The 18,323-nt window shown below is 57.5% G+C and carries 30 protein-coding genes; 3 read left to right on the forward strand and 27 right to left on the reverse strand.

What is annotated here, in order from left to right; translation table 11 throughout:
- The 27 genes from ACZ5M3_RS05625 to ACZ5M3_RS05755 form a co-directional block, all read right to left on the reverse strand.
- The gene (locus tag ACZ5M3_RS05625; RefSeq protein ID WP_464840647.1) at positions 1-966 is read right to left on the reverse strand and encodes a respiratory chain complex I subunit 1 family protein; all 966 of its coding nucleotides are present in this window, start codon (positions 964-966) and stop codon (positions 1-3) included.
- Positions 963-2,201, reverse strand: coding sequence for a hydrogenase large subunit (locus ACZ5M3_RS05630; RefSeq protein ID WP_464840648.1), 1,239 nt, complete (start codon positions 2,199-2,201; stop codon positions 963-965). The genes ACZ5M3_RS05625 and ACZ5M3_RS05630 overlap by 4 nt, the downstream gene beginning before the upstream one ends.
- Positions 2,201-2,764, reverse strand: a complete 564-nt coding sequence (locus ACZ5M3_RS05635; protein WP_464840649.1) for an NADH-quinone oxidoreductase subunit C — start codon at positions 2,762-2,764, stop codon at positions 2,201-2,203. Before ACZ5M3_RS05635 ends, ACZ5M3_RS05630 begins: the two co-directional genes overlap by 1 nt.
- A complete protein-coding gene (locus tag ACZ5M3_RS05640; RefSeq protein WP_055430039.1) occupies positions 2,761-3,207 on the reverse strand; it encodes an NADH-quinone oxidoreductase subunit B family protein in 447 nt (148 codons plus the stop codon). The genes ACZ5M3_RS05635 and ACZ5M3_RS05640 overlap by 4 nt, the downstream gene beginning before the upstream one ends.
- Positions 3,208-3,561: a hydrogenase gene (locus tag ACZ5M3_RS05645; RefSeq protein ID WP_464840650.1), complete on the reverse strand. Its 354-nt coding sequence runs from the start codon at positions 3,559-3,561 to the stop codon at positions 3,208-3,210.
- Positions 3,558-5,111: a proton-conducting transporter transmembrane domain-containing protein gene (locus tag ACZ5M3_RS05650; RefSeq protein WP_464840651.1), complete on the reverse strand. Its 1,554-nt coding sequence runs from the start codon at positions 5,109-5,111 to the stop codon at positions 3,558-3,560. The genes ACZ5M3_RS05645 and ACZ5M3_RS05650 overlap by 4 nt, the downstream gene beginning before the upstream one ends.
- A complete protein-coding gene (locus ACZ5M3_RS05655; protein ID WP_297092883.1) occupies positions 5,108-5,473 on the reverse strand; it encodes a sodium:proton antiporter in 366 nt (121 codons plus the stop codon). Before ACZ5M3_RS05655 ends, ACZ5M3_RS05650 begins: the two co-directional genes overlap by 4 nt.
- A complete protein-coding gene (locus ACZ5M3_RS05660) occupies positions 5,466-5,933 on the reverse strand; it encodes an MnhB domain-containing protein (protein ID WP_167889867.1) in 468 nt (155 codons plus the stop codon). Before ACZ5M3_RS05660 ends, ACZ5M3_RS05655 begins: the two co-directional genes overlap by 8 nt.
- Positions 5,930-6,202 (reverse strand): hydrogen gas-evolving membrane-bound hydrogenase subunit E, encoded by a 273-nt coding sequence (mbhE, locus tag ACZ5M3_RS05665; RefSeq protein WP_297092881.1) that lies wholly within the window; start codon positions 6,200-6,202, stop codon positions 5,930-5,932. The genes ACZ5M3_RS05660 and mbhE (ACZ5M3_RS05665) overlap by 4 nt, the downstream gene beginning before the upstream one ends.
- Positions 6,199-6,462: a hydrogenase subunit MbhD domain-containing protein gene (locus ACZ5M3_RS05670; RefSeq protein ID WP_297092880.1), complete on the reverse strand. Its 264-nt coding sequence runs from the start codon at positions 6,460-6,462 to the stop codon at positions 6,199-6,201. Before ACZ5M3_RS05670 ends, mbhE (ACZ5M3_RS05665) begins: the two co-directional genes overlap by 4 nt.
- On the reverse strand, positions 6,459-6,812 hold the full coding sequence (gene mnhG, locus ACZ5M3_RS05675) for a monovalent cation/H(+) antiporter subunit G (protein WP_464840652.1): 354 nt from the start codon (positions 6,810-6,812) through the stop codon (positions 6,459-6,461). Before mnhG (ACZ5M3_RS05675) ends, ACZ5M3_RS05670 begins: the two co-directional genes overlap by 4 nt.
- Complete coding sequence (locus tag ACZ5M3_RS05680) at positions 6,809-7,108, reverse strand: cation:proton antiporter (protein ID WP_297092878.1); 300 nt, start codon at positions 7,106-7,108, stop codon at positions 6,809-6,811. Before ACZ5M3_RS05680 ends, mnhG (ACZ5M3_RS05675) begins: the two co-directional genes overlap by 4 nt.
- Entirely contained in the window at positions 7,105-7,608 is a 504-nt protein-coding gene (locus tag ACZ5M3_RS05685; protein ID WP_464840653.1) for a Na+/H+ antiporter subunit E, read from the reverse strand. Before ACZ5M3_RS05685 ends, ACZ5M3_RS05680 begins: the two co-directional genes overlap by 4 nt.
- 250 nt (positions 7,609-7,858) lie before the next feature.
- On the reverse strand, positions 7,859-8,284 hold the full coding sequence (locus ACZ5M3_RS05690; RefSeq protein WP_464840654.1) for a 4Fe-4S binding protein: 426 nt from the start codon (positions 8,282-8,284) through the stop codon (positions 7,859-7,861).
- Positions 8,281-9,270, reverse strand: coding sequence for a respiratory chain complex I subunit 1 family protein (locus ACZ5M3_RS05695; RefSeq protein WP_464840655.1), 990 nt, complete (start codon positions 9,268-9,270; stop codon positions 8,281-8,283). The genes ACZ5M3_RS05690 and ACZ5M3_RS05695 overlap by 4 nt, the downstream gene beginning before the upstream one ends.
- Complete coding sequence (locus ACZ5M3_RS05700; RefSeq protein WP_464840656.1) at positions 9,267-10,562, reverse strand: hydrogenase large subunit; 1,296 nt, start codon at positions 10,560-10,562, stop codon at positions 9,267-9,269. Before ACZ5M3_RS05700 ends, ACZ5M3_RS05695 begins: the two co-directional genes overlap by 4 nt.
- Positions 10,559-11,086: an NADH-quinone oxidoreductase subunit C gene (locus ACZ5M3_RS05705; RefSeq protein ID WP_464840657.1), complete on the reverse strand. Its 528-nt coding sequence runs from the start codon at positions 11,084-11,086 to the stop codon at positions 10,559-10,561. The genes ACZ5M3_RS05700 and ACZ5M3_RS05705 overlap by 4 nt, the downstream gene beginning before the upstream one ends.
- The gene (locus ACZ5M3_RS05710) at positions 11,083-11,601 is read right to left on the reverse strand and encodes an NADH-quinone oxidoreductase subunit B family protein (protein ID WP_464840658.1); all 519 of its coding nucleotides are present in this window, start codon (positions 11,599-11,601) and stop codon (positions 11,083-11,085) included. The genes ACZ5M3_RS05705 and ACZ5M3_RS05710 overlap by 4 nt, the downstream gene beginning before the upstream one ends.
- Before the next feature lie 5 nt (positions 11,602-11,606).
- Positions 11,607-11,954: a hydrogenase gene (locus ACZ5M3_RS05715; protein WP_464840659.1), complete on the reverse strand. Its 348-nt coding sequence runs from the start codon at positions 11,952-11,954 to the stop codon at positions 11,607-11,609.
- 1 nt (position 11,955) lies between these two features.
- The gene (locus ACZ5M3_RS05720; RefSeq protein ID WP_464840660.1) at positions 11,956-13,497 is read right to left on the reverse strand and encodes a proton-conducting transporter transmembrane domain-containing protein; all 1,542 of its coding nucleotides are present in this window, start codon (positions 13,495-13,497) and stop codon (positions 11,956-11,958) included.
- Positions 13,494-13,853, reverse strand: coding sequence for an NADH-quinone oxidoreductase subunit K (locus ACZ5M3_RS05725; protein ID WP_464840661.1), 360 nt, complete (start codon positions 13,851-13,853; stop codon positions 13,494-13,496). The genes ACZ5M3_RS05720 and ACZ5M3_RS05725 overlap by 4 nt, the downstream gene beginning before the upstream one ends.
- Positions 13,850-14,296: a Na(+)/H(+) antiporter subunit B gene (locus ACZ5M3_RS05730; protein ID WP_464840762.1), complete on the reverse strand. Its 447-nt coding sequence runs from the start codon at positions 14,294-14,296 to the stop codon at positions 13,850-13,852. The genes ACZ5M3_RS05725 and ACZ5M3_RS05730 overlap by 4 nt, the downstream gene beginning before the upstream one ends.
- A complete protein-coding gene (gene mbhE / locus ACZ5M3_RS05735; protein WP_464840662.1) occupies positions 14,286-14,588 on the reverse strand; it encodes a hydrogen gas-evolving membrane-bound hydrogenase subunit E in 303 nt (100 codons plus the stop codon). The genes ACZ5M3_RS05730 and mbhE (ACZ5M3_RS05735) overlap by 11 nt, the downstream gene beginning before the upstream one ends.
- The gene (locus ACZ5M3_RS05740; RefSeq protein ID WP_464840663.1) at positions 14,585-14,851 is read right to left on the reverse strand and encodes a DUF4040 domain-containing protein; all 267 of its coding nucleotides are present in this window, start codon (positions 14,849-14,851) and stop codon (positions 14,585-14,587) included. Before ACZ5M3_RS05740 ends, mbhE (ACZ5M3_RS05735) begins: the two co-directional genes overlap by 4 nt.
- Positions 14,848-15,213, reverse strand: coding sequence for a monovalent cation/H(+) antiporter subunit G (gene mnhG, locus ACZ5M3_RS05745; RefSeq protein WP_464840664.1), 366 nt, complete (start codon positions 15,211-15,213; stop codon positions 14,848-14,850). Before mnhG (ACZ5M3_RS05745) ends, ACZ5M3_RS05740 begins: the two co-directional genes overlap by 4 nt.
- Complete coding sequence (locus ACZ5M3_RS05750; RefSeq protein WP_048056655.1) at positions 15,210-15,473, reverse strand: cation:proton antiporter; 264 nt, start codon at positions 15,471-15,473, stop codon at positions 15,210-15,212. Before ACZ5M3_RS05750 ends, mnhG (ACZ5M3_RS05745) begins: the two co-directional genes overlap by 4 nt.
- Positions 15,470-15,970 carry a monovalent cation/H+ antiporter subunit E gene (locus ACZ5M3_RS05755; protein WP_464840665.1) on the reverse strand — a complete coding sequence of 167 codons (501 nt, stop codon included), beginning with the start codon at positions 15,968-15,970 and terminating at the stop codon, positions 15,470-15,472. The genes ACZ5M3_RS05750 and ACZ5M3_RS05755 overlap by 4 nt, the downstream gene beginning before the upstream one ends.
- Positions 15,971-16,334: 364 nt before the next feature.
- Here ACZ5M3_RS05755 and ACZ5M3_RS05760 point away from each other — a divergent pair, with 364 nt between their 5' ends.
- From ACZ5M3_RS05760 to ACZ5M3_RS05770, 3 genes are all read left to right on the forward strand, one after another.
- Positions 16,335-16,550 carry a TRAM domain-containing protein gene (locus tag ACZ5M3_RS05760; RefSeq protein ID WP_297092864.1) on the forward strand — a complete coding sequence of 72 codons (216 nt, stop codon included), beginning with the start codon at positions 16,335-16,337 and terminating at the stop codon, positions 16,548-16,550.
- 74 nt (positions 16,551-16,624) lie between these two features.
- Positions 16,625-16,924 (forward strand): hypothetical protein, encoded by a 300-nt coding sequence (locus tag ACZ5M3_RS05765; RefSeq protein ID WP_464840666.1) that lies wholly within the window; start codon positions 16,625-16,627, stop codon positions 16,922-16,924.
- Positions 16,925-16,977: 53 nt separating this feature from the next.
- Positions 16,978-18,255, forward strand: coding sequence for a tRNA (N(6)-L-threonylcarbamoyladenosine(37)-C(2))-methylthiotransferase (locus ACZ5M3_RS05770; RefSeq protein ID WP_464840667.1), 1,278 nt, complete (start codon positions 16,978-16,980; stop codon positions 18,253-18,255).
- The last annotated feature ends 68 nt before the right edge of the window (positions 18,256-18,323 follow it).

The raw sequence follows: 18,323 nt of genomic DNA on the forward strand, positions 1-18,323 counted from the left end.
TCACACCCCCAGCCATACCAGCACGAGTCCCACGAGGGCGATTATGTTGACGTAGACCCAGAACACCCTGGATGCCTGCTCTATCCTGAACCTGGCGAAGGACGTCCTGACGAGCGTTATAGCCAGCAGGTAGAGCACCAGAACCTTGAACAGGAACCACAGCGCCTCGACGACGTAGTACGCTGTCCCTGTGAGGCTTAGGTTCAGTATGCTCGTCAGCGTGAACGGGAAGAACAGCACTACCTCCAGCGCCGCCATGGCAAAGCCCCTGACCGCGTCGGAGAGGTAGAACAGTGCCAGGTTCCTCCCGCTGTACTCCGCGAGCATTCCCTCACAGATTTCCGTCTCCGCCTCCGCGATGTCGAAGGGGAGCTTCGCCAGCTCCGCGGGTGTGACCGCCAGAAGCGCCACCAGGAGCAGCAGCACTCCCATGGCGACGAGCGGACCTGCGACGCCCCACACCGGGGTGCTCGCTATGGTGGTCAGTGAGAAGCTCCTGTATATGACCGCGAATCCTATGATGACCGTCGCCAGCGGCATCTCGTAGCTCATCATGAGCACCATTTCCCTCTGCGCGCCCACCGAGGAGAACGGACTTCCCGATGCGAAGCCGCCTATGGCCATTGCCAGGGACTGCAGCGTGAGCAGGTAGAGTATGACCACCAGGTCTCCGTAGCCCTCCAGCGGGGCCTTGAGCACTCCGAAGGGTATGTAGAGGAGCAGGGTCATCGAGGCCGCGAAGGAAACTATCGGCATGGCGTTGAATATCCACGCCACCGCGTTCTCCGGAACGACGGTCTCCTTGAGGAGCAGCTTTCCGACGTCCCAGAAGGGCTGCCTTATGGGCGGGCCTATCCTGGAAGTCAGCCTCGCCGAGAAGCGCCTGTCTATACCCTTGTAGACCAGCCCGAGGAAGACCCCAAGGACGGGGAAGGTGAAGGCGTAGATGAGTGTTTCGAAATTCATTCTCTCACCCCCAGCTCGCGCTTGAGCCTCTCTGTTTTTTCGACCGCCTTCCTGTGGAGAGTCGCCGGGTCGATTACCCTGCCGTCCTCGTCCCTCACGACCGCTATCCTGTCGTTGCAGCACATGCACGGGTCGATGTAGGCAACCACTATCGGTATGTCCGCCACCTCCGCCCCGAGGAGGAGCGGGGCCCATGTGTTGATGTTGTTGTAGCTCGGCGCTATGACCTTCCACACCGCCGGCCCGTCCCTCTTTCCGTCGAACTTGAGGTAGTGGATGACCTCACCGCGCGGTGCCTCGTGCGCTCCTATGGCTTCGCCCTGGGTTCTCCTTATCTTGGCGAGCAGGGCCACGTAGTTCGGGATTGCCATGAGCTTGCCCTCGGGGAGTTCGTTTATGCAGTATTCGATGATGTCAAGGCTCTGGTCTATCTCGTAGAGCCTCACCATGGTGATGTCGTAGGCGTCTCCCCTGGCCTCGCCGACGATGTCCTGGGGAACCACCGCGCGGACGTCTATGTCGGCGTATGCGTCGTAGGGTATGTCCTGCCTGATGTCCATCCTTACCCCGGCCGCCCTTGCAACCGGCCCAACGGCGTTCAGTTCGAGCGCCATCTTCTTGGAAAGCTGGGCGACACCCCTAGTCCTAGCCTTGTAAACCGGATCGGAGAGGAAGACGTCCTTCATCTCCTGGTTGAATGTGCGGTAGTAGCTTATCATGTCCTTGATGGCCTTTATGTGGCTCTCCTTGATGTCCCTTCTCACACCGCCTATCATGAAGACGGAGTAGTTTATCCTGTTGCCCGTGAGGAGCTCCAGTATGTCGAGGAGCCTCTCCCTGCCCTTCCACGTCCAGAAGAGGAGGGAGTCAAAGCCCATCTCGTGCGCCACGACGCCGAGCCACAGGATGTGGCTGTGTATCCTCTCCAGCTCCCCTATTATCGTCCTGATGTACTGGGCCCTGGGCGGCGCCTCTATCCCGAGGGCCTTCTCGGCGGTAACCACGAAGGCGTATGGGTGCGATATCGAACAGATTCCGCATATCCTCTCGGAGAGGTAGAGCGTCTGGATGGCGTTCCTCTTCATGCCCATGTACTCTATTCCCCTGTGGGCGAAGCCCCTCTTGACGTCGACCTCTACTATCTTCTCCCCCTCTACCCTCGCCTCGACCCTTATTGGCTCCTTCAGCGCGGGGTGAATTGGCCCAACGGGGACGTAATACTGGGTCTTGGCCATCACTCCTCACCCCTCATCTTCCTTATCTCGTTCACGCTCCGGTGGGTGTGCTTCACCATGTCCTCGACGCCGTACTCGTCCCGCCTCCACGGGTACTTCCCTTCCGGCCAGTCGTCGGGCAGGAAGAGGTGCCTCTTGTTCTTCAGCCCCTCGAACTCAACGCCGAGCATCTCCCTGATCTCACGTTCGTTGGTTTCGGCGCCCATCATAAGGTCTGTTATCGTTGGAAGAACCAGGCTGTCCTTGGGGAGGTCAAACTTGATGGTGATGCTCAGTTCGCCCCAGGGGTGCGTGTGGAAGACCCCGAAGGAGTATATCATGGTGAGGGTTTCTCCTCCCTGGTCCTCTCCCGCGATGAAGTGAAGGTGGGGGTAGTCGAGGGCGAATATGGCCTCTACGGTCTTCCTGAAGGCGTCGGGCTTTATGGTGATCCACAGCTCCCTGTACGTTCTCTTCCTCTTAACACCCTTGGTGTACTCCCTGATCTCGTGGGAGAGCAGTGCCTCCCCCAGCGTCTCCTGGAGCTTCCTGAGTACCTCTTCCACGCTCACAGGCTCCTTCATTCCTTCTTCCCCTCCAGCTCCTTTTCCAGCTTCTCTATCTTGAGCCAGGCCTTAACCACGCCGTCTATTATCGCCTCTGGCCTCGGTGGACAGCCCGGAACGTAGACGTCCACGGGTATTATCTCGTCTATCGGGCCCGCTATGTTGTAGGAGTCGTAGAAGACGCCGCCGCTCGTCCCGCAGTTCCCGACCACCACGACAGCCTTCGGGTCCGGCATCTGCTCGTAGACTCTCCTGAGCTTGTCCGCGAAGTCCCTTGGAATGGCCCCGGTAACGAGGAGCACGTCCGCGTGCCTCGGACTTCCGACGAGTTTGATTCCGAAGCGCTCCACGTCGTATCGGGGAGTAAGCACGGCGACTATCTCAATGTCGCACGCGTTGCAGCTTCCTCCCGAGGCATGGAAGACCCATATTGAGCGCTTAAAGTTGGTGAGCTTTCCCATTCACACACCCCCCACGAGGACGAAGAGGATTACAGCACCGAGCCCGAGGTACCAGAGTATGTAGTCCCTGAGGTCCCCGCTGTGCATTCTCATGAGGACGTTGTAGTAGCCCTTGAGCGCTTCGATGAAGCCCCAGTATATGTCCCCGGCCCTTACGCGGATTTCCTCCACGTCCTCCACGGCGTTGCCGCTTATGAACGGCTTCACCTGCTCCGTGTTGGGCTTGTAGCTCCTGTTGCCCCTCGAATAGATGAGGTAACCGATGATGGCGAAGATCACCAGGAACGCCAGCCAGACTATCGGGTTCCAGAAGCCCGACGGCGAGTTCAGTGTAAGGCTCTCAATCCAGGTCATGGTAGACCACCCCACGTCTGGTAGCTGCTCAGCTTCAGCAGCGCGTCAACCGCCGGATACACCAGCTTGTCCAGCACCACGTTCGGGAACAGACCGAACAGCAGGCACAGCGCCGCGAGGATGAGCATTGCCGCCACCATGCTTCTTGGAACCTCCTTCACGTCCTCGTACTTCTTGACCGGCGGTCCGAGGAAGGCCGAGGCAAAGACCTTGACGAACGACGCCAGGGTCAGGACGCTAGTGACCATTGCGAATACCGCAAATATCGGGCTGAGCTGGTAGGATGTTTCGTAGATGAGGAACTTGCTCGCGAAGCCGTTGAATGGCGGTATTCCGGATATTGCCGCCGCACCTACTATGAACGCCACCGTCGTGTAGGGCATCTTCCTGGCGAGGCCACCCATCTCGTTGAGGTTCCTCGTCCCGGTCACGTAGAAGAGCGCTCCGGCGGTCATGAGGAGGAGGCTCTTGTAGATGATGTGGTTGATTATGTGGAATATACCTCCGGCCATGGCGTCCCTTCCGAAGGCTGCAAGCTTGGCCGGGTCGTTGAGGACTGCCAGGCCAACGCCGACTCCGAGGAGCATGTAGCCGGTCTGAGAAATCGCGTGGTAGCTCATGAGCCTCTTGACGTCCTTCTGCACGAGCGCCATGGTAACGCCTATGAACATGGTCAGCACTCCGAGGATGCTCATTATCCACCCGAGACTGCTCATGCTCACCGTGATGTTTCCGAAGAGGCTGAAGCTGACTCTGAAGAGGGCGTAGAGGCTCGCGTAGGTCGCCACCAGCAGGGTTGGGTTGATTCCCGAGGGGACTTCGGTGTACGCATCGGGAACCCAGTGGTGGGTCGGCACCGAACCGCACTTCATCGCGAAGGACGCGAAGAGTATTCCAAGGGCTATCATGTCAACGGTGTTGAAGCTTATCTGAGTGCTCAGGTAGGCTATGTTGAGGTTTCCGTACTGGCCGTAGAGCAGGCCTATGGAGAACAGCACCATCAGCGAAGCGACCGCGCTGACTATGAGGTACTTGATTCCGGCCTCGCTGGCCTCTCCCCTGTAGTTCCTGAAGCCCACCAGTGCCGAGCCGGCTATTCCCGCTATCTCCAGGAACACGAAGAGGTTGAACAGGTCTCCCGTGAGAACCATGCCGAGGATTCCGACCTCCAGCAGGAGGAGCAGCGCGTAGTACTTTTCAAGGCCGGTCTCGTTCCTGACGTGGCTGTAGGAGTACATCGCTCCGATGAAGCTCATGAGCGTTGCCGAGAGTGCCATGAAGGCCCCTATCGCGTCGACCTCGAAGATTATCCTCACCGGAACCCTGTACCCTGAGGGCAGGACGAGAGTCGGTTTGTCCGCTCCGAAGACGTACACCATCATGCCCTGGGCGAGCACCTGTCTAACGAGAAGGAGCGCCATTCCCAGGGTTGCGCCGGTGATGATTATCGCCCAGACGGCCGGAGCACTGCCCTTCTTCTTCAGCAGAGGTGCTACAAACGCCCCGAAGAGGGGCACGGCTATCATGAGTGCCGGTAGGTGCTCGATCATCCTTTCAGCCTCCTGACCTTTGTAACGTCAAGGGTTCCGTAGTGGCGGTAGATGTTAACCGCGAAGGCGAGCATGAGGGCCGATACGGCGACACCTATGACGATGCTCGTCAGCGTGAGCGCCTGGGGAGTCGGCAGAACCATGTTGTTGGCTGCCTCCTTCGGCGCCATGGTGTATATCGGGGCGTAGGCGCCTTTGACGTAGCCGAGGGCTATCAGGAACAGGTTGACGGCTCCCTCAAGGATCTCAATGCCTATGACGACCTTGATGAGGTTCCTCTTGAAGCCTATAGTGTAGAACCCCACCGCCAGCAGGAGCGCCACGACTATGAAGGGGAGGTTGACCAAAATCACGTTATTCATTCTTCTTCACCCCCAGGAGGAGGTAGAATATCAGGATTATGCTCGTTAATCCTGCCAGAACCTTTGTTCCGACGAATATGTTCATGTACGGCAGCGTCCCACCTGTGTTCAGGTACCCAGGGTTTATTCCGAGCGGGGTGGGCTCGCCGAAGAGAGGGAACCCGCTGTTGGCTATGACGTTCTTGAAGAACGTGTACCCCATGAATCCGAGCGTGGCCGTTCCCAGGAATCCGAGGGCGCCTATGCTCTCGAAGGCACTGAGCGGAACCTTGGAGAAGGTTCTCCTGATGTCGTCGTACTTGTTGGCCACGATGAGGAGCGCAAGGCCGCTGGCGAAGACTGCCCCTCCCTGGAAGCCGCCTCCCGGGGTGAGGTGACCGTGGAGGATGATATACGCTCCAAAGGTGAGTATGAGCGCCGCCAGATACTTCGTGGTGGTCTTGATGATTACGGTGGTCATGTCGTCACCTCCCTCCGCCTGAGGGCCATCAGTACGCCGGCAACGGCCGTGAACAGAACCGTCGCCTCACCGAGGGTATCGAATCCCCTGTAGTCGAAGACTATGCTCGTGACCACGTTGTTGGCCGAGGCTTCCTCCTGGGCATGCTGGATGAAATACGAGTCCATATCCTTGTGAACCGGCTCTCCGAAGGGCCTGAGGCTCGCCGCCGCTACCAGAAGGAACAGCGTGAAGCCTATGAACGCAAAGAGGCCGAGGGCCTTCCTCATTCTACCACCTCCTCGTCGGTGGTGTTCTTAATCGCCAGCAGGTACATCGCGGTCGTCAGGCCGGCCCCGACACCAGCTTCGGCGATGGCAACGTCCGGCGCTTGGAGTATGTAGAACTCCAGTGACAGTATCAGGCTGAAGACGGCCATCGCGATGACTGCCGAGATCAGGTTCTTGAACCTGATAGCCGCTATCGCCGAGACCAGAAGCCCCAGCCCGGCCAGAACCTGGATCACCCAGAAGAGCTCCTCGAAGTTCATAGCCTTCCCTCCAGCTCGTCTATAACGGCCCCGTAGGGCCTTATCCCCGACTTTCTGGCCGCTCTACCGAGGGCGTGAGCTCCAACCGGGTTGGTCAGCACCAGGAATATGAGAACCAGCGCCGAGTGGATTCCTATGGTCACCCATGCCGGGTTCTTGGCCACCCAGTAGTAGTTGTATATCGAGTAGCTCACCGTTGCGAGCACTATGAATATCGTCCCGAAGGTCGTGCACTTCGTTGCCGCGTGTATCCTCGTGTACACGTCCGGGAAGCGGAGGATACCGACGCTGGCCAGGAGGTTGAAGAAGACTCCTATTACCAGGAACAGCCCTATGATCCATTCTATCACTGGCTCTCCCCCCCGGTCTCGTAGATTACTCCCACTCTCTTTCTTACCAGATAGCGGGCTATGTAGAGCGTTGCGATGTAGCTCAGAACCGCGTAGACGAGTGCGACGTCTATGAAGACCGCCTGCCTGGTTATGACGCCGTAGAGAACCATGGCACCGGCCGTTGTCGTCGTCATGGAGTCAAGCGCAACTGCCCTGTCCGGAATCGTTGGGCCAGCCAGGAGCCTTATAAGTGTCAGCATGGCTGAGAACAGGAGCAGTATCATGGCCCACATGAACATTCCATCGACCGTCATTCCGCAATCCTCCTTGCCCATTTTGGAAGGTATCCACACAGCTCCTCCGGAGTGGGCTTCTCCTTTCCGGGCGGAACGTTTATCCAGTGGACGTAGAAGTTGCCCTCCTCGTCTATCTCAAGCGTGAACGTTCCGGGTGTCAGTGTTATCGAGTTGGCGAGGAGAGTCCTGCTCTCGTCTCTGGTCAGGCCGGGGGATATCTTGACTATTCCTGGCCGTATCTTGCCTGTTATGACCCTGTAGGCGACATCAAGGTTGGCCTTGGCCATGGCGAAGAAGAACGGCCCTATTGCGTAGACTATGAACAGCAGCCATCTCTTTGGGTTGAAGAAGTAGCTCAGCTTTTCGTCCATGACGTCCTTTGTGGCGTAGCCGATGATGGCCGCTATTACAATCCCTGCAACCAGCTCCCCCGGGCTCCAAGCGATGACCTCGCCGGAACCCGCTGTGAGGAGCAGATAGACGATAAGGGACCACAGGAACGGTGCGGCAAACCCCATTTTCCCACCTCAACTTTAGGTTTTAAACCCTTATCGGGCGTATTTTCCCGAAATCTCAAGTGAGCATTGGCTAAATCTTTATAAATGGATTTCTAAAACAAATGGTTAACAACCTGAAATTTGACAAACAGAAACAGCACAATGCTTTACGTAAGTACAAAAAACGGCTCTCTGTAGTATGCTCATGGATACGGATGTTCAGAAAAGAGCATCAGAACTCATGAAGGAAAACATGAGAAAAGAAATGTGACTACTTGGAACCTTCCTTCTTTGCGGCTTCCTTGGCCTTCTTCTGCTCCTCCATCTTCTTCTTGAGCCCTTCAATCTCGTCCTCCTTGAACCAGCGGAGGTTGTCGTCGTACTTGTCCGTCGTTGCCAGCAGGAACTCGTCGCTCATCCAGAGGGCGTTGACGGGGCAGACATCGACGCACTGCTGGCAGAAGACGCATCTTCCTAGCCAGAAGGTGACCTTCCTGACCTCCGGGACGTACTCTATAACTCCGGCGGGGCAGACCATGACGCAGAGCCTGCAGCCGACGCACTTCTCGACGTCGTAGTTGAGCTTGCCCCTGAAGCCCTCCGGAACCGGCACTGGCTCGCTCTCAGGGAAGGGGTTGGTGGCGGGCTTCTTGAGGAGGTTGCCGAGCACCGTTGAGAGCGTCGGTGGAACCTTCATGCTATCACCCCCAGTGCGTCAATGGCGAGGAGCAGTGCCCCAACTACGCTCGCCGGCAATAGCCTCGTCCAGAACAGGTTCACCGCCTGGGTTATCCTGAGCCTCCCCGTTATTGCTCTGAAGACGCTCATGCTCACGAAGAGAACCGCGAAGACCTTGAGCGTGTGGAAGAGCAGGTCAACGATTATCCCCGCTATTCCGCCAAGCCCAAGGTAGCCGGAAATCCCCCAGGGGAAGAATATCGCAACCACGAGGCTCGCGCTGACGAAGGCCTTTATGGCGTTGGCGAGCTCGAAGAGGGCCAGGTGTCTTCCACTGTACTCGGCCATGGTTCCCTCCGCGAGCTCGGTCTCCGCCTCAGGAATGTCAAAGTATCCGACCTCTATCTCGCTCGCCAGCCAGGCGAGGAAGACCACGAGCAGTATGAACGTCCCGATGAGGCTGAGGGGTGTGCCCAGCTCCCATATGCTGTGCTCGTAGAAGGTGCCCATGCTGAATGGTTTGGTAACTCCGAGCTCACTGAGGCGCCAGAGTATTGTGAAGAGCGCCAGCATCATCGGCCCTTCCCTGGAGACGAGGACTATTATCTCCCTCTGGGCACCTATCTGGGCGTAGGGCGAGCCCGAACTGATCGCACCGATGACCCTGAGGAAGCCGATGAGGGTCAGCAGGTAGATGAAGAGTATCACGTCTCCCTTGGTTCCGAAGAGGGGCTCAAAGCCGAGCGGTGTGTATGCGAGCAGTGCTATTGATGTCGCGAGCGCCATGACAGGGGCCAGCTCGAAGAACCTGTTGGCGTCTCTCGGTATTATTGACTCCTTGCTGACCAGCTTCAGGAAGTCGTAGAACGGCTGGAGCAGGGGAGGGCCAACGCGGCGCTGCATCCTTGCTACCAGCTTCCTGTCTATACCTCCCCACAGCAGCGAAGCTGAGGACACGTAAACGTAAATCCCTATGAAACCGAGGGTAGCGTAGAGGACGTTCATGGTGCACCACCCCTTGGGCAGCCGACGCCCACAACTTCGGGCCTCGCCTTAACGTTCGGGTTCAGCTCCTTTGTCTTCTCTATGGAGAGCCTCAGGAGGTCTTTCTCGGTGAGAACCATTTTCCTCCCCGTGTTCGCATCGATAACCGCGACCCTGTCGGTACAGCTCAGGCACGGGTCTATCGAGGCTATCGCCACTGGAACGTCCGCCACCTGCTCGCCGACCAGCGCCCTGGCTATCGCGAACAGGTTCGGGAAGGTCGGCTCCCTCATCTTCCACTTCGCCGGGACGTCCTTGCCCTTCTGTCCCATGACGTAGTGGATGAGCTCTCCCCTCGGGGCCTCGTACCTTCCGATGCCCTCTCCATCCGCTTTCTTGAGCTGGAAGAGGAGTGCGTTGTCCTTCGGCACGGCCTTTATCTTACCCTCTGGCATCTGGTCTATTGCCCTCTCAATCAGCTCTATGCTCTGCCAGAGCTCTCCAACCCTGACGACCATCCTGTCGAAGACGTCCCCCTTGATGACACCGGTGAACTCCTTGGGGGTTATCGGCTTCACGCCAAGGTCGGGGTAAACACCGAGCTTCTCGTTGTAGCGGACGTCCTTCTTCACGCCGCTTCCCCTCGCTGTGGGGCCCTGGGCGCTGTACTCGATGGCTATCCTCTTGGGAATAACGCCCGCGTCCCTCAGCCTTGCCTCGACCGTCGGGTCGTAGAGGAATATCTCCTCTATCTTCGGCATGACCTCATTCCTGTAGTTCTCTATCATGTCAAGTATCGCCCTGATGTGCTTCTCTTCGAGATCCCTCCTCACTCCTCCGATGGTGTTGATGGAGTAGTTGACCCTGTTGCCGCCGATGGCCTCCAGGATGTCCATGACCCGCTCGCGAGCGAGCCAGCTGAGGTGCAAAACGGTGTCGTAGCCTATGGCGTGGCCAACCACACCGAGGTTGAGCAGGTGGGAGTGGATTCTTTCCAGCTCGCCGACGATGACGCGGATGTACTCGGCCCTCTCGGGAACCTGGATGCCGGCCATTTCCTCAACTGCCCTTGAGTAGGTGTGGTTGTGGGAAAAGGAGCAGATGCCGCATATTCTCTCCGCCAGGTAGAGTATCTGGATGTAGTTCCTCCTCATGGCTATCCATTCGAGGCCCCTGAGGTTGTAGCCGAGCTTGACGTCGACGTTGATTATCCTCTCACCGTCGAGCGTGATGATGAACTTCTCGGGCTCCTCCAGTGCTGGATGAATGGGTCCGATGGGTATCTTAACCCAGTACTCAAGCCTTCCGTTCATTTTGAGCCCTCCCTCTTCATTTTGTACGGGTGGCCTGCGTTTTTCACCATCTCTGGCTTGATTCCGGTCTCATCGAGCCTCAGCGGGTAGATTCCCTCCGGGAAGTCGTCGGGCAGGAAGAGCCTCCTTGGGTCGGGGATTCCCTCGAAGAACAGCCCGAGGAACTCCTGGTTCTCCCTCTCGTAGGGCAGTGCGCTCGGGAACACATCGGTGACCGTTGGGAGCTTCGGGTTGTCCTTCGGAACGCTCGTCCCTATGATGAGCGATATACTCTCGCCCTCCTCCCAGAACAGCTCCATGTGGTACTTGGCGAGCAGTTTATCGCCGGCATCCATTCCGATTATGATGGAGAACTGTGCCCTGGGGTCGAGCTCTTTGATGAACCCCATGGCGTCGTGGAACTTCTCCCTGTCTATCTCGACCCAGACGCGCCTCTTCGGGTGGGGCATCTTGTTCTCGCTCACCCGTATCTCCGCCTCGGGAAACCTCTCGCCAAAGGCTTTAACGAACTCGTCAACGTTCATTTTTTACCCCCCTCAATCTTCTCTATCAGCCTCTGCAGGCCGAGCACGACGCCGTAGAGTATAGCTTCCGGCCTCGGCGGGCAGCCGGGTACGAAGACGTCTACCGGTATGTGCCTGTCCAGCGGCGCGTTGGTGAAGGGGCTCTCGAAGAACACGCTTCCGCCGGTGGGGCACGCGCCTATGGCCACCACGACCTTGGGGTCCGGCGTCTGCTCATAAACTAGCTTGACCCTCTCAAGGCTCTGGTCGGTTATCGGGCCTGTTACGAGGAGGACATCGGCGTGCCTCGGCGTTCCGACGAGCTTCACACCGAAGCGCTCCGCGTCGTACCTCGGCGTTAACGCGGCTATTATTTCAATGTCGCAGCCGTTGCAGCTGCCGCTGTTTACGTGGAACACCCAGGGTGACCTGCCTATGTACCTGCACAGCTTGGATATCTCCTTCTCCAGCCTCTCGCGCTCCGAAGGGCTGGAACCACTCACGTGAGTTTCGTGGGCGTGAACTTTAATGGCCATTCATCTCACCCCCACACTATCAGCGCTCCAACAATTATCGCCGTCGTGACGAGCAGGTAGCCCACGTAGTCGCTCAGCAGTCCGGTGTGCTCCCTGCGGAAGATGAGGAACATCCTGTGGATTCCCCTTATGAGGCCCCACATGACGTGCCTTCCGGTGACGTAGCCCTGGAAGTGCTCGAACTGCGGGATGACCTTGTCCTGATCCTCACCGCTGAGGAACACCTTGGTTCCGTCACCGGCTCTTCTAGTTCCAGTGCTTGAGCGCTCGGCCCACTTGTAAATCGCGTACGAGATGAGCAGGCCTATGATGAAAACGTAAACGAAGTAGAGTGCATCCCAGTAGCCGAACATTTCACGCACCCCCCAGCACGGCTGATATGTACGTTCCAGCGTTTTCGAGCATCTTTGCGGCTGGTATCATGATCCTGTCGCTGATGAACCACGGGAAGAGCCCCATGAGGACTATTGCCGCCACGAGGATGAGCATCGGAACGAGCATGGCCTTTCCTGGCTCCCTGGCGTTCATGACCCTCTCGCTGGGCCTGCCCAGGAAGGTGAAGAGAACCTTCACGTAGGCCGCAAGGCTGAACGCGGTGCCTATCACAGCTATAACCGCCACCAGCGGGTTGAAGAGTGCGGAGCTCTCGTATATCAGCCACTTGCTGGCAAAGCCGTTGAGCGGTGGAAGGCCGATTATGGCCGCGGCGCCGACAAGGAAGGCGAAGCTCGTGACCGGCATCTTTCTAGCGATGCCGCTCAGCTCGTTGAGGTTCTTGGTTCCCAGCTGGTGTATGACCGCTCCGGCGACCAGGAAGAGGAGGGCCTTGATGACCGCGTGGTTGACGGTGTGGTATATCGCTCCGGCGAGGGCGATGTTTCCAACGTCGCTTCCGTACGCGGCGAGGCCTATCCCGGTTCCGAGGAGGATGTAGCCAATCTGGCCGACGCTGGAGAATGCAAAGAGCCTCTTCATGTCGGTCTGGATTATGGCCATCGCGTTTCCGACTATGAGCGTCGCGCAGGCAAAGAGTATGATTATCCAGCCTATCGTTCTGGCGTTAACTCCGGCGCTGAAGACGCTGAAGGCAAGCCTGGCCAGTGCGTAGGTTCCACCTATCTTGATGACGAGGCCGGAGAGCATCGCACTGACCGAGCTCGGTGCTGCCGGGTGGGCATCAGCGAGCCACATGTGCACCGGAACGGCACCGCTCTTGAAGAGCAGTCCTCCGAGGAGCAGGCCGAGGGCAACCTTTGCCGTGAAAGTCGGGTTCTCGGCTATCATCTTCGCGAGGTAGGCCATCGTCAGCGTTCCGTACTGGCCGTAGAGCAGCACTATTCCGAGCAGGATGAACGAGCTGGCGAGCGAGCCGACGAACATGTACTTTATGCCCGCCTCGATGCCCTCCCAGGTGTCGTTCCTGAAGGCGACGAGGGCGTACCCGGCTATGCCCATTATCTCCAGGAAGACGTAGAAGTTGAAGAGGTCGCCGGTTATTGCTATACCGAGCATTCCGACCTCAAGGACGAGCACCAGGGCGTAGTACTTCTCAAGCCCCGTGTCGTGCCCCATGTACTCGCTGGAGTAGAGCACGGCCACGAATGCTATGAACGCCACCATCAGGACGAAGAGTGCGCTGAGGAGATCTACCTCCCAGACTATCCTTATCGGGAAGGAGACTCCGTTTCCGAGGGGGCTCTTCGCTCCGAGGGTGTATACCAGTATCTCTCCACTCTTCCAGACCGTGTTGAAAAGGCCGGCCGCGACGCCGAGGGTGATGGCGGTTACGAGTATCGCCCACAGTTCCCTGGCCTTCCTTCCCGCGAGGCCGACTATGGGCAGGGAGAACGCTCCGAAGAGCGGGACTATTATGAGGTATGGTATCAGCCCGTTCATCCTCTCAACCTCCTGAGCTTGTTAACGTCGAGGCTTCCGTAGTGTCTGTAGGCGTTTATCGTGAGGGCCATGGCGAGGGCAAGCACACAGACGCCGATGACTATGCTGGTGAGGGTCAGCGCCTGCGGAATCGGGGCTACCATTGCGCTCTTTACCGTCTCATAGCCCGTGTAGATCGGCGCCGTCGGTATCTGGCCGAGTTCTATCCTGTAGCCGAAGCTTATGAGGAGCAGGTGTATGCCCGAGTCTATGACGTTGAGGGCAAGTATGAGCTTGATGAGGTTCCTCTTGTAGAGGAGGGCGTAGATTCCCATGGCTATCATGAGGAAAGCTGTGATGAACTGGAATGGTATCATTCGTTCCACCTCCTGAATGCCGCTATGGCAACCATCGCGCTGACCAGTCCCGCAAAGACCTTCAGTCCCACGGCGAGGTTCATTACCGGCAGGTATCCGGCCGAGAGCAGCGTTCCCGGCTGGCCGTTGAAGAAGGGCCCGCTGTGCCACAGTGTGTTGTAGAAGAACGCCACGCCAAGGCCGAGCATGGCAGCTCCCAGGAACACGAGGCCGCCCAGACCTTCGAGGGCTGAGTAGAGGTGGTGGTCGTACCTTTTCCTCATCTCTCCGAAGCCGAAGGCTATTAGGAACAGTATTCCAGCCCCGGCTATGGTCGCTCCACCCTGGAAGCCGCCTCCCGGGGTGAGGTGACCGTGTGAGACAACGTAGGCGCCGAAGATTCCTATGAGGGGAATGGTGGCCCTCGCGGTGGTCTTGACGATGAGTCCCATGTCACTCTTCATGCTCATCCCTCCTCCAGGGCCTGAGAAGCGCAACCGCCCCGGCTATGGCGGTGAAGAGAACCGTCGCCTCCCCGAGGGTATCGTAGCCACGGTAGTCGAACACTATGTCGGTGACGATGTTGGTTCCGCCGACTTCCTCAACGCCGTGCTCGATGTAGTACTGGTCGGTGTAGCGGTACTTCATCCACTCGTCCCCGCCGAGGCCGAACTTTATCCCCGTTGACGGGCTCGCAACGACGAGCAGCACTCCAAGGAGGAACAGCAGTGCTAAAGCTCCAAACGTCCTGTTCATGGTCCCTCACGCTCCCATCTCTCCGTTTTGGCGATTCCATACACGACTATGGCCGTGACGACGCCGGCTCCAACGGCGGCCTCGGCTATCGCGACGTCCGGAGCGTGGAGCATGTAGAACTCCAGGCTGAGGAGCAGGCTCATGGCCGCCGAAGCGATGGCCGCGCTGAGCAGGTCACGCATCGTTATCGTGATGTATGCCGCTATGAGCACGCCGAGGAGTATCCCGAACTGTATCGCCATGTCAACAGAGAGTACGTTCATTCCCCACCACCCCTTAGTTTTTCTTCGTAGGCGTCGATGACCGCCTTGGCGGGCTTGTATCCGCTGAGGTGTGCCGCCTTTGCTATCGCGTGCGCCCCCGTCGGGTTCGTGAGGAGGAGCGCCACCAGTGCCACGAGGCTGTGAAGCGCCATCTGGAGGTACTTGGGGTCGCCGGTGAGGTGGAGCTGGTAGGCGGCGTGAACTACCACCGCCAGAACCGCGAATATCGTCCCGAAGGTGGTGCACTTGGTCGCTCCGTGGAGTCTCGTGTAGACGTCGGGGAACCTGTGGAGCGAGAAGCTGCCCAGCAGGTTGAAGACTATGTTTATCGTGAGGAATGCGTAGATGATGTACTCGATCACTCCAATCCCCCCTGGAGGTATTTGGCTATGGCCAGGGTTCCCACGTAGCTCAGAAGGGCGTAAACGATGGCGATGTCGATGTATATCGTCCTGTCGTAGGCCGCTCCGAGGAGAACCATTCCGGCAACGATTAACGTGTTGAGCGTGTCGACTCCGACGACCCTGTCGGGCACGCTGGGACCAAAGAACACCCTGAGCAGTGCAAGAAATGCTCCGATCATGACTATGACCGCGGCATAGAAGAACTCCGGTGCTATCATCTTCCCAGCCTCCTCGCCCATTTTTCAAATGAACCCGCTATGACCTCGGAGCTCTCCGGCTCCTTCTCGGTCACGTTTATCCAGTGGACGTAGAGGGCCTTCTCCTCGGGGCAGGCATCTATCGTGAGCGTTCCGGGGGTGAGAGTTATCGAGTTGCTCAGAATGGTGTACTGGGCGTCGTTTTCGAGGTCAACCGGGACGCGGACGATTCCGGGCTTTATCCTGCCGGTTATGACGCGGTATGCAACGTCGAGGTTGGCCTTGACCATGCCCCAGAAGAGCGGGCCGATGGCGTACACCACAAAGCCCACCCACTTTGCCGGGTTGAGGAAGCGGGATGCCTTTTCACCTATGACGTCCCTGGTTGTGAAGGCGATTACTCCCGAGAAGATCAGTCCCGCGATGAGCTCTTCGGGGCTCCAGAGTAACCCTTTACTGCCCGCTGTGAGTACCAACCAGAGCACGAATGACCAAATGAATACAGCGATGAAACTCATTGTTCCTCCCTCCTCTCACTTGATACAGGCTCCACAGCCCTGTGTTTCGTCATTTTTCAGTTGAGATTTCGTTATTTGTTTTAAAAGGGTTTTTTGAAGCTTAGAATTGAAAGTAAAGGTCTGTAACCTCTCGTTGTTAACCAAAAGTTAAATACCTGCGTCGAACTGTGGAAAGTGGCCGTAAGAAATTCGCTGGACTCTGTGCTCCATTGCTGGACTTCTATGGTTCAGAACAGCCTTTTAGTGACCTTAGGGGCGTAAAAATTACCCAAAGCTTTATATACCCTCGGGGTGACCCACTACTGGGACTCTTCTTGGAGGTTTCCCTGAAGAGCCCTGAAAGTTGAAAGAGTTGGTGTTAGATATGTATGGAGATGGATTTGGCGGTGGCTACGAGGCCCCTGTTAAGGTTGGAGAAAGGTACAGAGTTAGGATCGAGAGCCTTGGAAAGGGTGGCGATGGTATCGCCAAGATAAAGGGCTTCGTTATCTTCGTCCCGAACACCCAGGTCGGAGACGAGGTTGAGATTGTCATTAACTCGGTCAAGAGGAAGTTCGCTTTCGCGGAAGTCATTGGTTGATTTCCCTTCCCTCTTATTCTTACCTGTCGCAGGACGTTTTTAAGGCCTTAGGCTAAATGTTTCTCGGTGGTTCTATGGACGAGGAGTCCGTGATGATCGGGATTGTAGTTGGCGTTCTGGTTCTTCTGTCACCTGTTATACTCTACTGGACGGTGGCTTTCCTCGACACATCGGGTATCGACCGCTACCTCCCCGGCGCACTTTTCATGGCGGTATCGTCATTGGTTCCTGTCCTGATCGTCTGCTCTCTTTCGTTCCTCGTTATGCGGCACTACAACAGGCCCCACGGGTGGATAAAGAAGAAACTAACGTTTCTGGCCGTTTTTCTTTTCGCGGCTCTCTTCATGCTCCTGAGTATGATAGGTTTTGCCTGAGTTCCCAGACCTGAACCGCACCCTTTTTAAACCCCTGCCCTTAGCCCGCTCCGATGGTAAGGGTTCACGTCGAGACCTACGGCTGCACGAGGAACAGGGCCGATGCGGAGATGATGGAGGCCCTTCTGGTTAGGGCTGGGTATAGTCTAGTGGAGACCCCGGAAAGCGCCGATTACGTCGTGGTGAACACCTGCGCCGTCAAGGACCCCACGGAGAAACACATGCGCGAGAGGATAAAGGAGCTCCTTGATTCCGGCAAAGGGGTCATCGTCACCGGCTGCCTTCCCCACGTTAACCCCGATGTGATAGACCCCCGCGTCTCGGGGATACTTGGTGTCAAAAGCATCGACAGAATAGCCGAGGCGATAAGCGTGGCAGAGCGCGGCGGGAAGCTGGTGGGCGTTGAGGGCTGGCGCGAGAGGAGCATAGACAAGCTCGAACTCCCCCGCCTCTGGAAAAACGGGGTTGCCTTCGTCGTGCCCATAAGCGAGGGCTGCCTCAACGGGTGCACCTACTGCGCGACGCGCTTCGCGAGGGGCGTTCTGAAGAGCTACAAGCCGGAGCTTGTCGTCAAGTGGGTTAAGGAGGCCCTGGCCAGGGGGTACAAGGAAATCCAGCTGTCGAGCGAGGACACCGGCTGCTACGGCTTCGACATCGGGACGAACTTGGCCAAACTCCTCGACGAGATAACGGCCATAGATGCCGACTTCAGGGTTAGGGTGGGCATGATGAACCCCAACCACGCTATAAAGATACTCGACGAGCTGGTTGAGGCCTATCAAAGCGAGAAGGTTTACAAGTTCCTCCACCTGCCCGTGCAGAGCGGTGACGATGATGTTCTCAGGAGAATGGGAAGAACGTACACTGTGGAGGAGTTCGAGGAGATAGTTTGGACATTCCGCAAAAAAGTTCGTGACTTGAACCTCAACACGGACATCATAGTGGGCTTTCCGGGAGAGAGCGAGGGGGCCTTTCAGAACACCGTTGAGCTCGTGAAGAGGGTAAGGCCGGACAAGATAAACGTTTCCCGCTATTCACCGAGGCCCGGTACGGTGGCGGCCAAGTGGAAGCAGCTCCCCGGCTGGAAGGTTAAGGAACGCTCAAGGGCCCTCCACAGACTCAGGCTCCAGATAGCCCACGAAATAAACCGCTCCTACGTTGGCAGGACGGTGGAAGTTCTCGTCCACGGGGCCGGAGAGAAGGGCGGCGTTGAGGCCCGGACTTTCAACTACAAGGATATAATCCTCGATTCCGGTGAACCCGGAGAATTCCTACGGGTTAGGGTTGAATGGGCCGGCTCGACGTACCTTAGGGGCACTCCTCTTCACTGAGGCACGCCTTTGGGGAGTATCCAAGATGTCTTGAGGGATTCTCAACAATTTTTAGGTTCTTTTGTAGA

This window comes from Thermococcus coalescens, from assembly GCF_055392585.1.

What these genes read in the sequence shown, in the direction of transcription:
- ACZ5M3_RS05625 (WP_464840647.1), bottom strand. Translation starts at nt 966, where the DNA reads ATGAATTTCGAAACACTCATCTACGCCTTCACCTTCCCCGTCCTTGGG.
- ACZ5M3_RS05630 (WP_464840648.1), bottom strand. Translation starts at nt 2,201, where the DNA reads ATGGCCAAGACCCAGTATTACGTCCCCGTTGGGCCAATTCACCCCGCG.
- ACZ5M3_RS05635 (WP_464840649.1), bottom strand. Translation starts at nt 2,764, where the DNA reads ATGAAGGAGCCTGTGAGCGTGGAAGAGGTACTCAGGAAGCTCCAGGAG.
- ACZ5M3_RS05640 (WP_055430039.1), bottom strand. Translation starts at nt 3,207, where the DNA reads ATGGGAAAGCTCACCAACTTTAAGCGCTCAATATGGGTCTTCCATGCC.
- ACZ5M3_RS05645 (WP_464840650.1), bottom strand. Translation starts at nt 3,561, where the DNA reads ATGACCTGGATTGAGAGCCTTACACTGAACTCGCCGTCGGGCTTCTGG.
- ACZ5M3_RS05650 (WP_464840651.1), bottom strand. Translation starts at nt 5,111, where the DNA reads ATGATCGAGCACCTACCGGCACTCATGATAGCCGTGCCCCTCTTCGGG.
- ACZ5M3_RS05655 (WP_297092883.1), bottom strand. Translation starts at nt 5,473, where the DNA reads ATGAATAACGTGATTTTGGTCAACCTCCCCTTCATAGTCGTGGCGCTC.
- ACZ5M3_RS05660 (WP_167889867.1), bottom strand. Translation starts at nt 5,933, where the DNA reads ATGACCACCGTAATCATCAAGACCACCACGAAGTATCTGGCGGCGCTC.
- mbhE (WP_297092881.1), bottom strand. Translation starts at nt 6,202, where the DNA reads ATGAGGAAGGCCCTCGGCCTCTTTGCGTTCATAGGCTTCACGCTGTTC.
- ACZ5M3_RS05670 (WP_297092880.1), bottom strand. Translation starts at nt 6,462, where the DNA reads ATGAACTTCGAGGAGCTCTTCTGGGTGATCCAGGTTCTGGCCGGGCTG.
- ACZ5M3_RS05680 (WP_297092878.1), bottom strand. Translation starts at nt 7,108, where the DNA reads ATGACGGTCGATGGAATGTTCATGTGGGCCATGATACTGCTCCTGTTC.
- ACZ5M3_RS05685 (WP_464840653.1), bottom strand. Translation starts at nt 7,608, where the DNA reads ATGGGGTTTGCCGCACCGTTCCTGTGGTCCCTTATCGTCTATCTGCTC.
- ACZ5M3_RS05690 (WP_464840654.1), bottom strand. Translation starts at nt 8,284, where the DNA reads ATGAAGGTTCCACCGACGCTCTCAACGGTGCTCGGCAACCTCCTCAAG.
- ACZ5M3_RS05695 (WP_464840655.1), bottom strand. Translation starts at nt 9,270, where the DNA reads ATGAACGTCCTCTACGCTACCCTCGGTTTCATAGGGATTTACGTTTAC.
- ACZ5M3_RS05700 (WP_464840656.1), bottom strand. Translation starts at nt 10,562, where the DNA reads ATGAACGGAAGGCTTGAGTACTGGGTTAAGATACCCATCGGACCCATT.
- ACZ5M3_RS05705 (WP_464840657.1), bottom strand. Translation starts at nt 11,086, where the DNA reads ATGAACGTTGACGAGTTCGTTAAAGCCTTTGGCGAGAGGTTTCCCGAG.
- ACZ5M3_RS05710 (WP_464840658.1), bottom strand. Translation starts at nt 11,601, where the DNA reads ATGGCCATTAAAGTTCACGCCCACGAAACTCACGTGAGTGGTTCCAGC.
- ACZ5M3_RS05715 (WP_464840659.1), bottom strand. Translation starts at nt 11,954, where the DNA reads ATGTTCGGCTACTGGGATGCACTCTACTTCGTTTACGTTTTCATCATA.
- ACZ5M3_RS05720 (WP_464840660.1), bottom strand. Translation starts at nt 13,497, where the DNA reads ATGAACGGGCTGATACCATACCTCATAATAGTCCCGCTCTTCGGAGCG.
- ACZ5M3_RS05725 (WP_464840661.1), bottom strand. Translation starts at nt 13,853, where the DNA reads ATGATACCATTCCAGTTCATCACAGCTTTCCTCATGATAGCCATGGGA.
- ACZ5M3_RS05730 (WP_464840762.1), bottom strand. Translation starts at nt 14,296, where the DNA reads ATGAAGAGTGACATGGGACTCATCGTCAAGACCACCGCGAGGGCCACC.
- mbhE (WP_464840662.1), bottom strand. Translation starts at nt 14,588, where the DNA reads ATGAACAGGACGTTTGGAGCTTTAGCACTGCTGTTCCTCCTTGGAGTG.
- ACZ5M3_RS05740 (WP_464840663.1), bottom strand. Translation starts at nt 14,851, where the DNA reads ATGAACGTACTCTCTGTTGACATGGCGATACAGTTCGGGATACTCCTC.
- ACZ5M3_RS05750 (WP_048056655.1), bottom strand. Translation starts at nt 15,473, where the DNA reads ATGATAGCACCGGAGTTCTTCTATGCCGCGGTCATAGTCATGATCGGA.
- ACZ5M3_RS05755 (WP_464840665.1), bottom strand. Translation starts at nt 15,970, where the DNA reads ATGAGTTTCATCGCTGTATTCATTTGGTCATTCGTGCTCTGGTTGGTA.
- ACZ5M3_RS05760 (WP_297092864.1), top strand. Translation starts at nt 16,335, where the DNA reads ATGTATGGAGATGGATTTGGCGGTGGCTACGAGGCCCCTGTTAAGGTT.
- ACZ5M3_RS05765 (WP_464840666.1), top strand. Translation starts at nt 16,625, where the DNA reads ATGGACGAGGAGTCCGTGATGATCGGGATTGTAGTTGGCGTTCTGGTT.
- ACZ5M3_RS05770 (WP_464840667.1), top strand. Translation starts at nt 16,978, where the DNA reads ATGGTAAGGGTTCACGTCGAGACCTACGGCTGCACGAGGAACAGGGCC.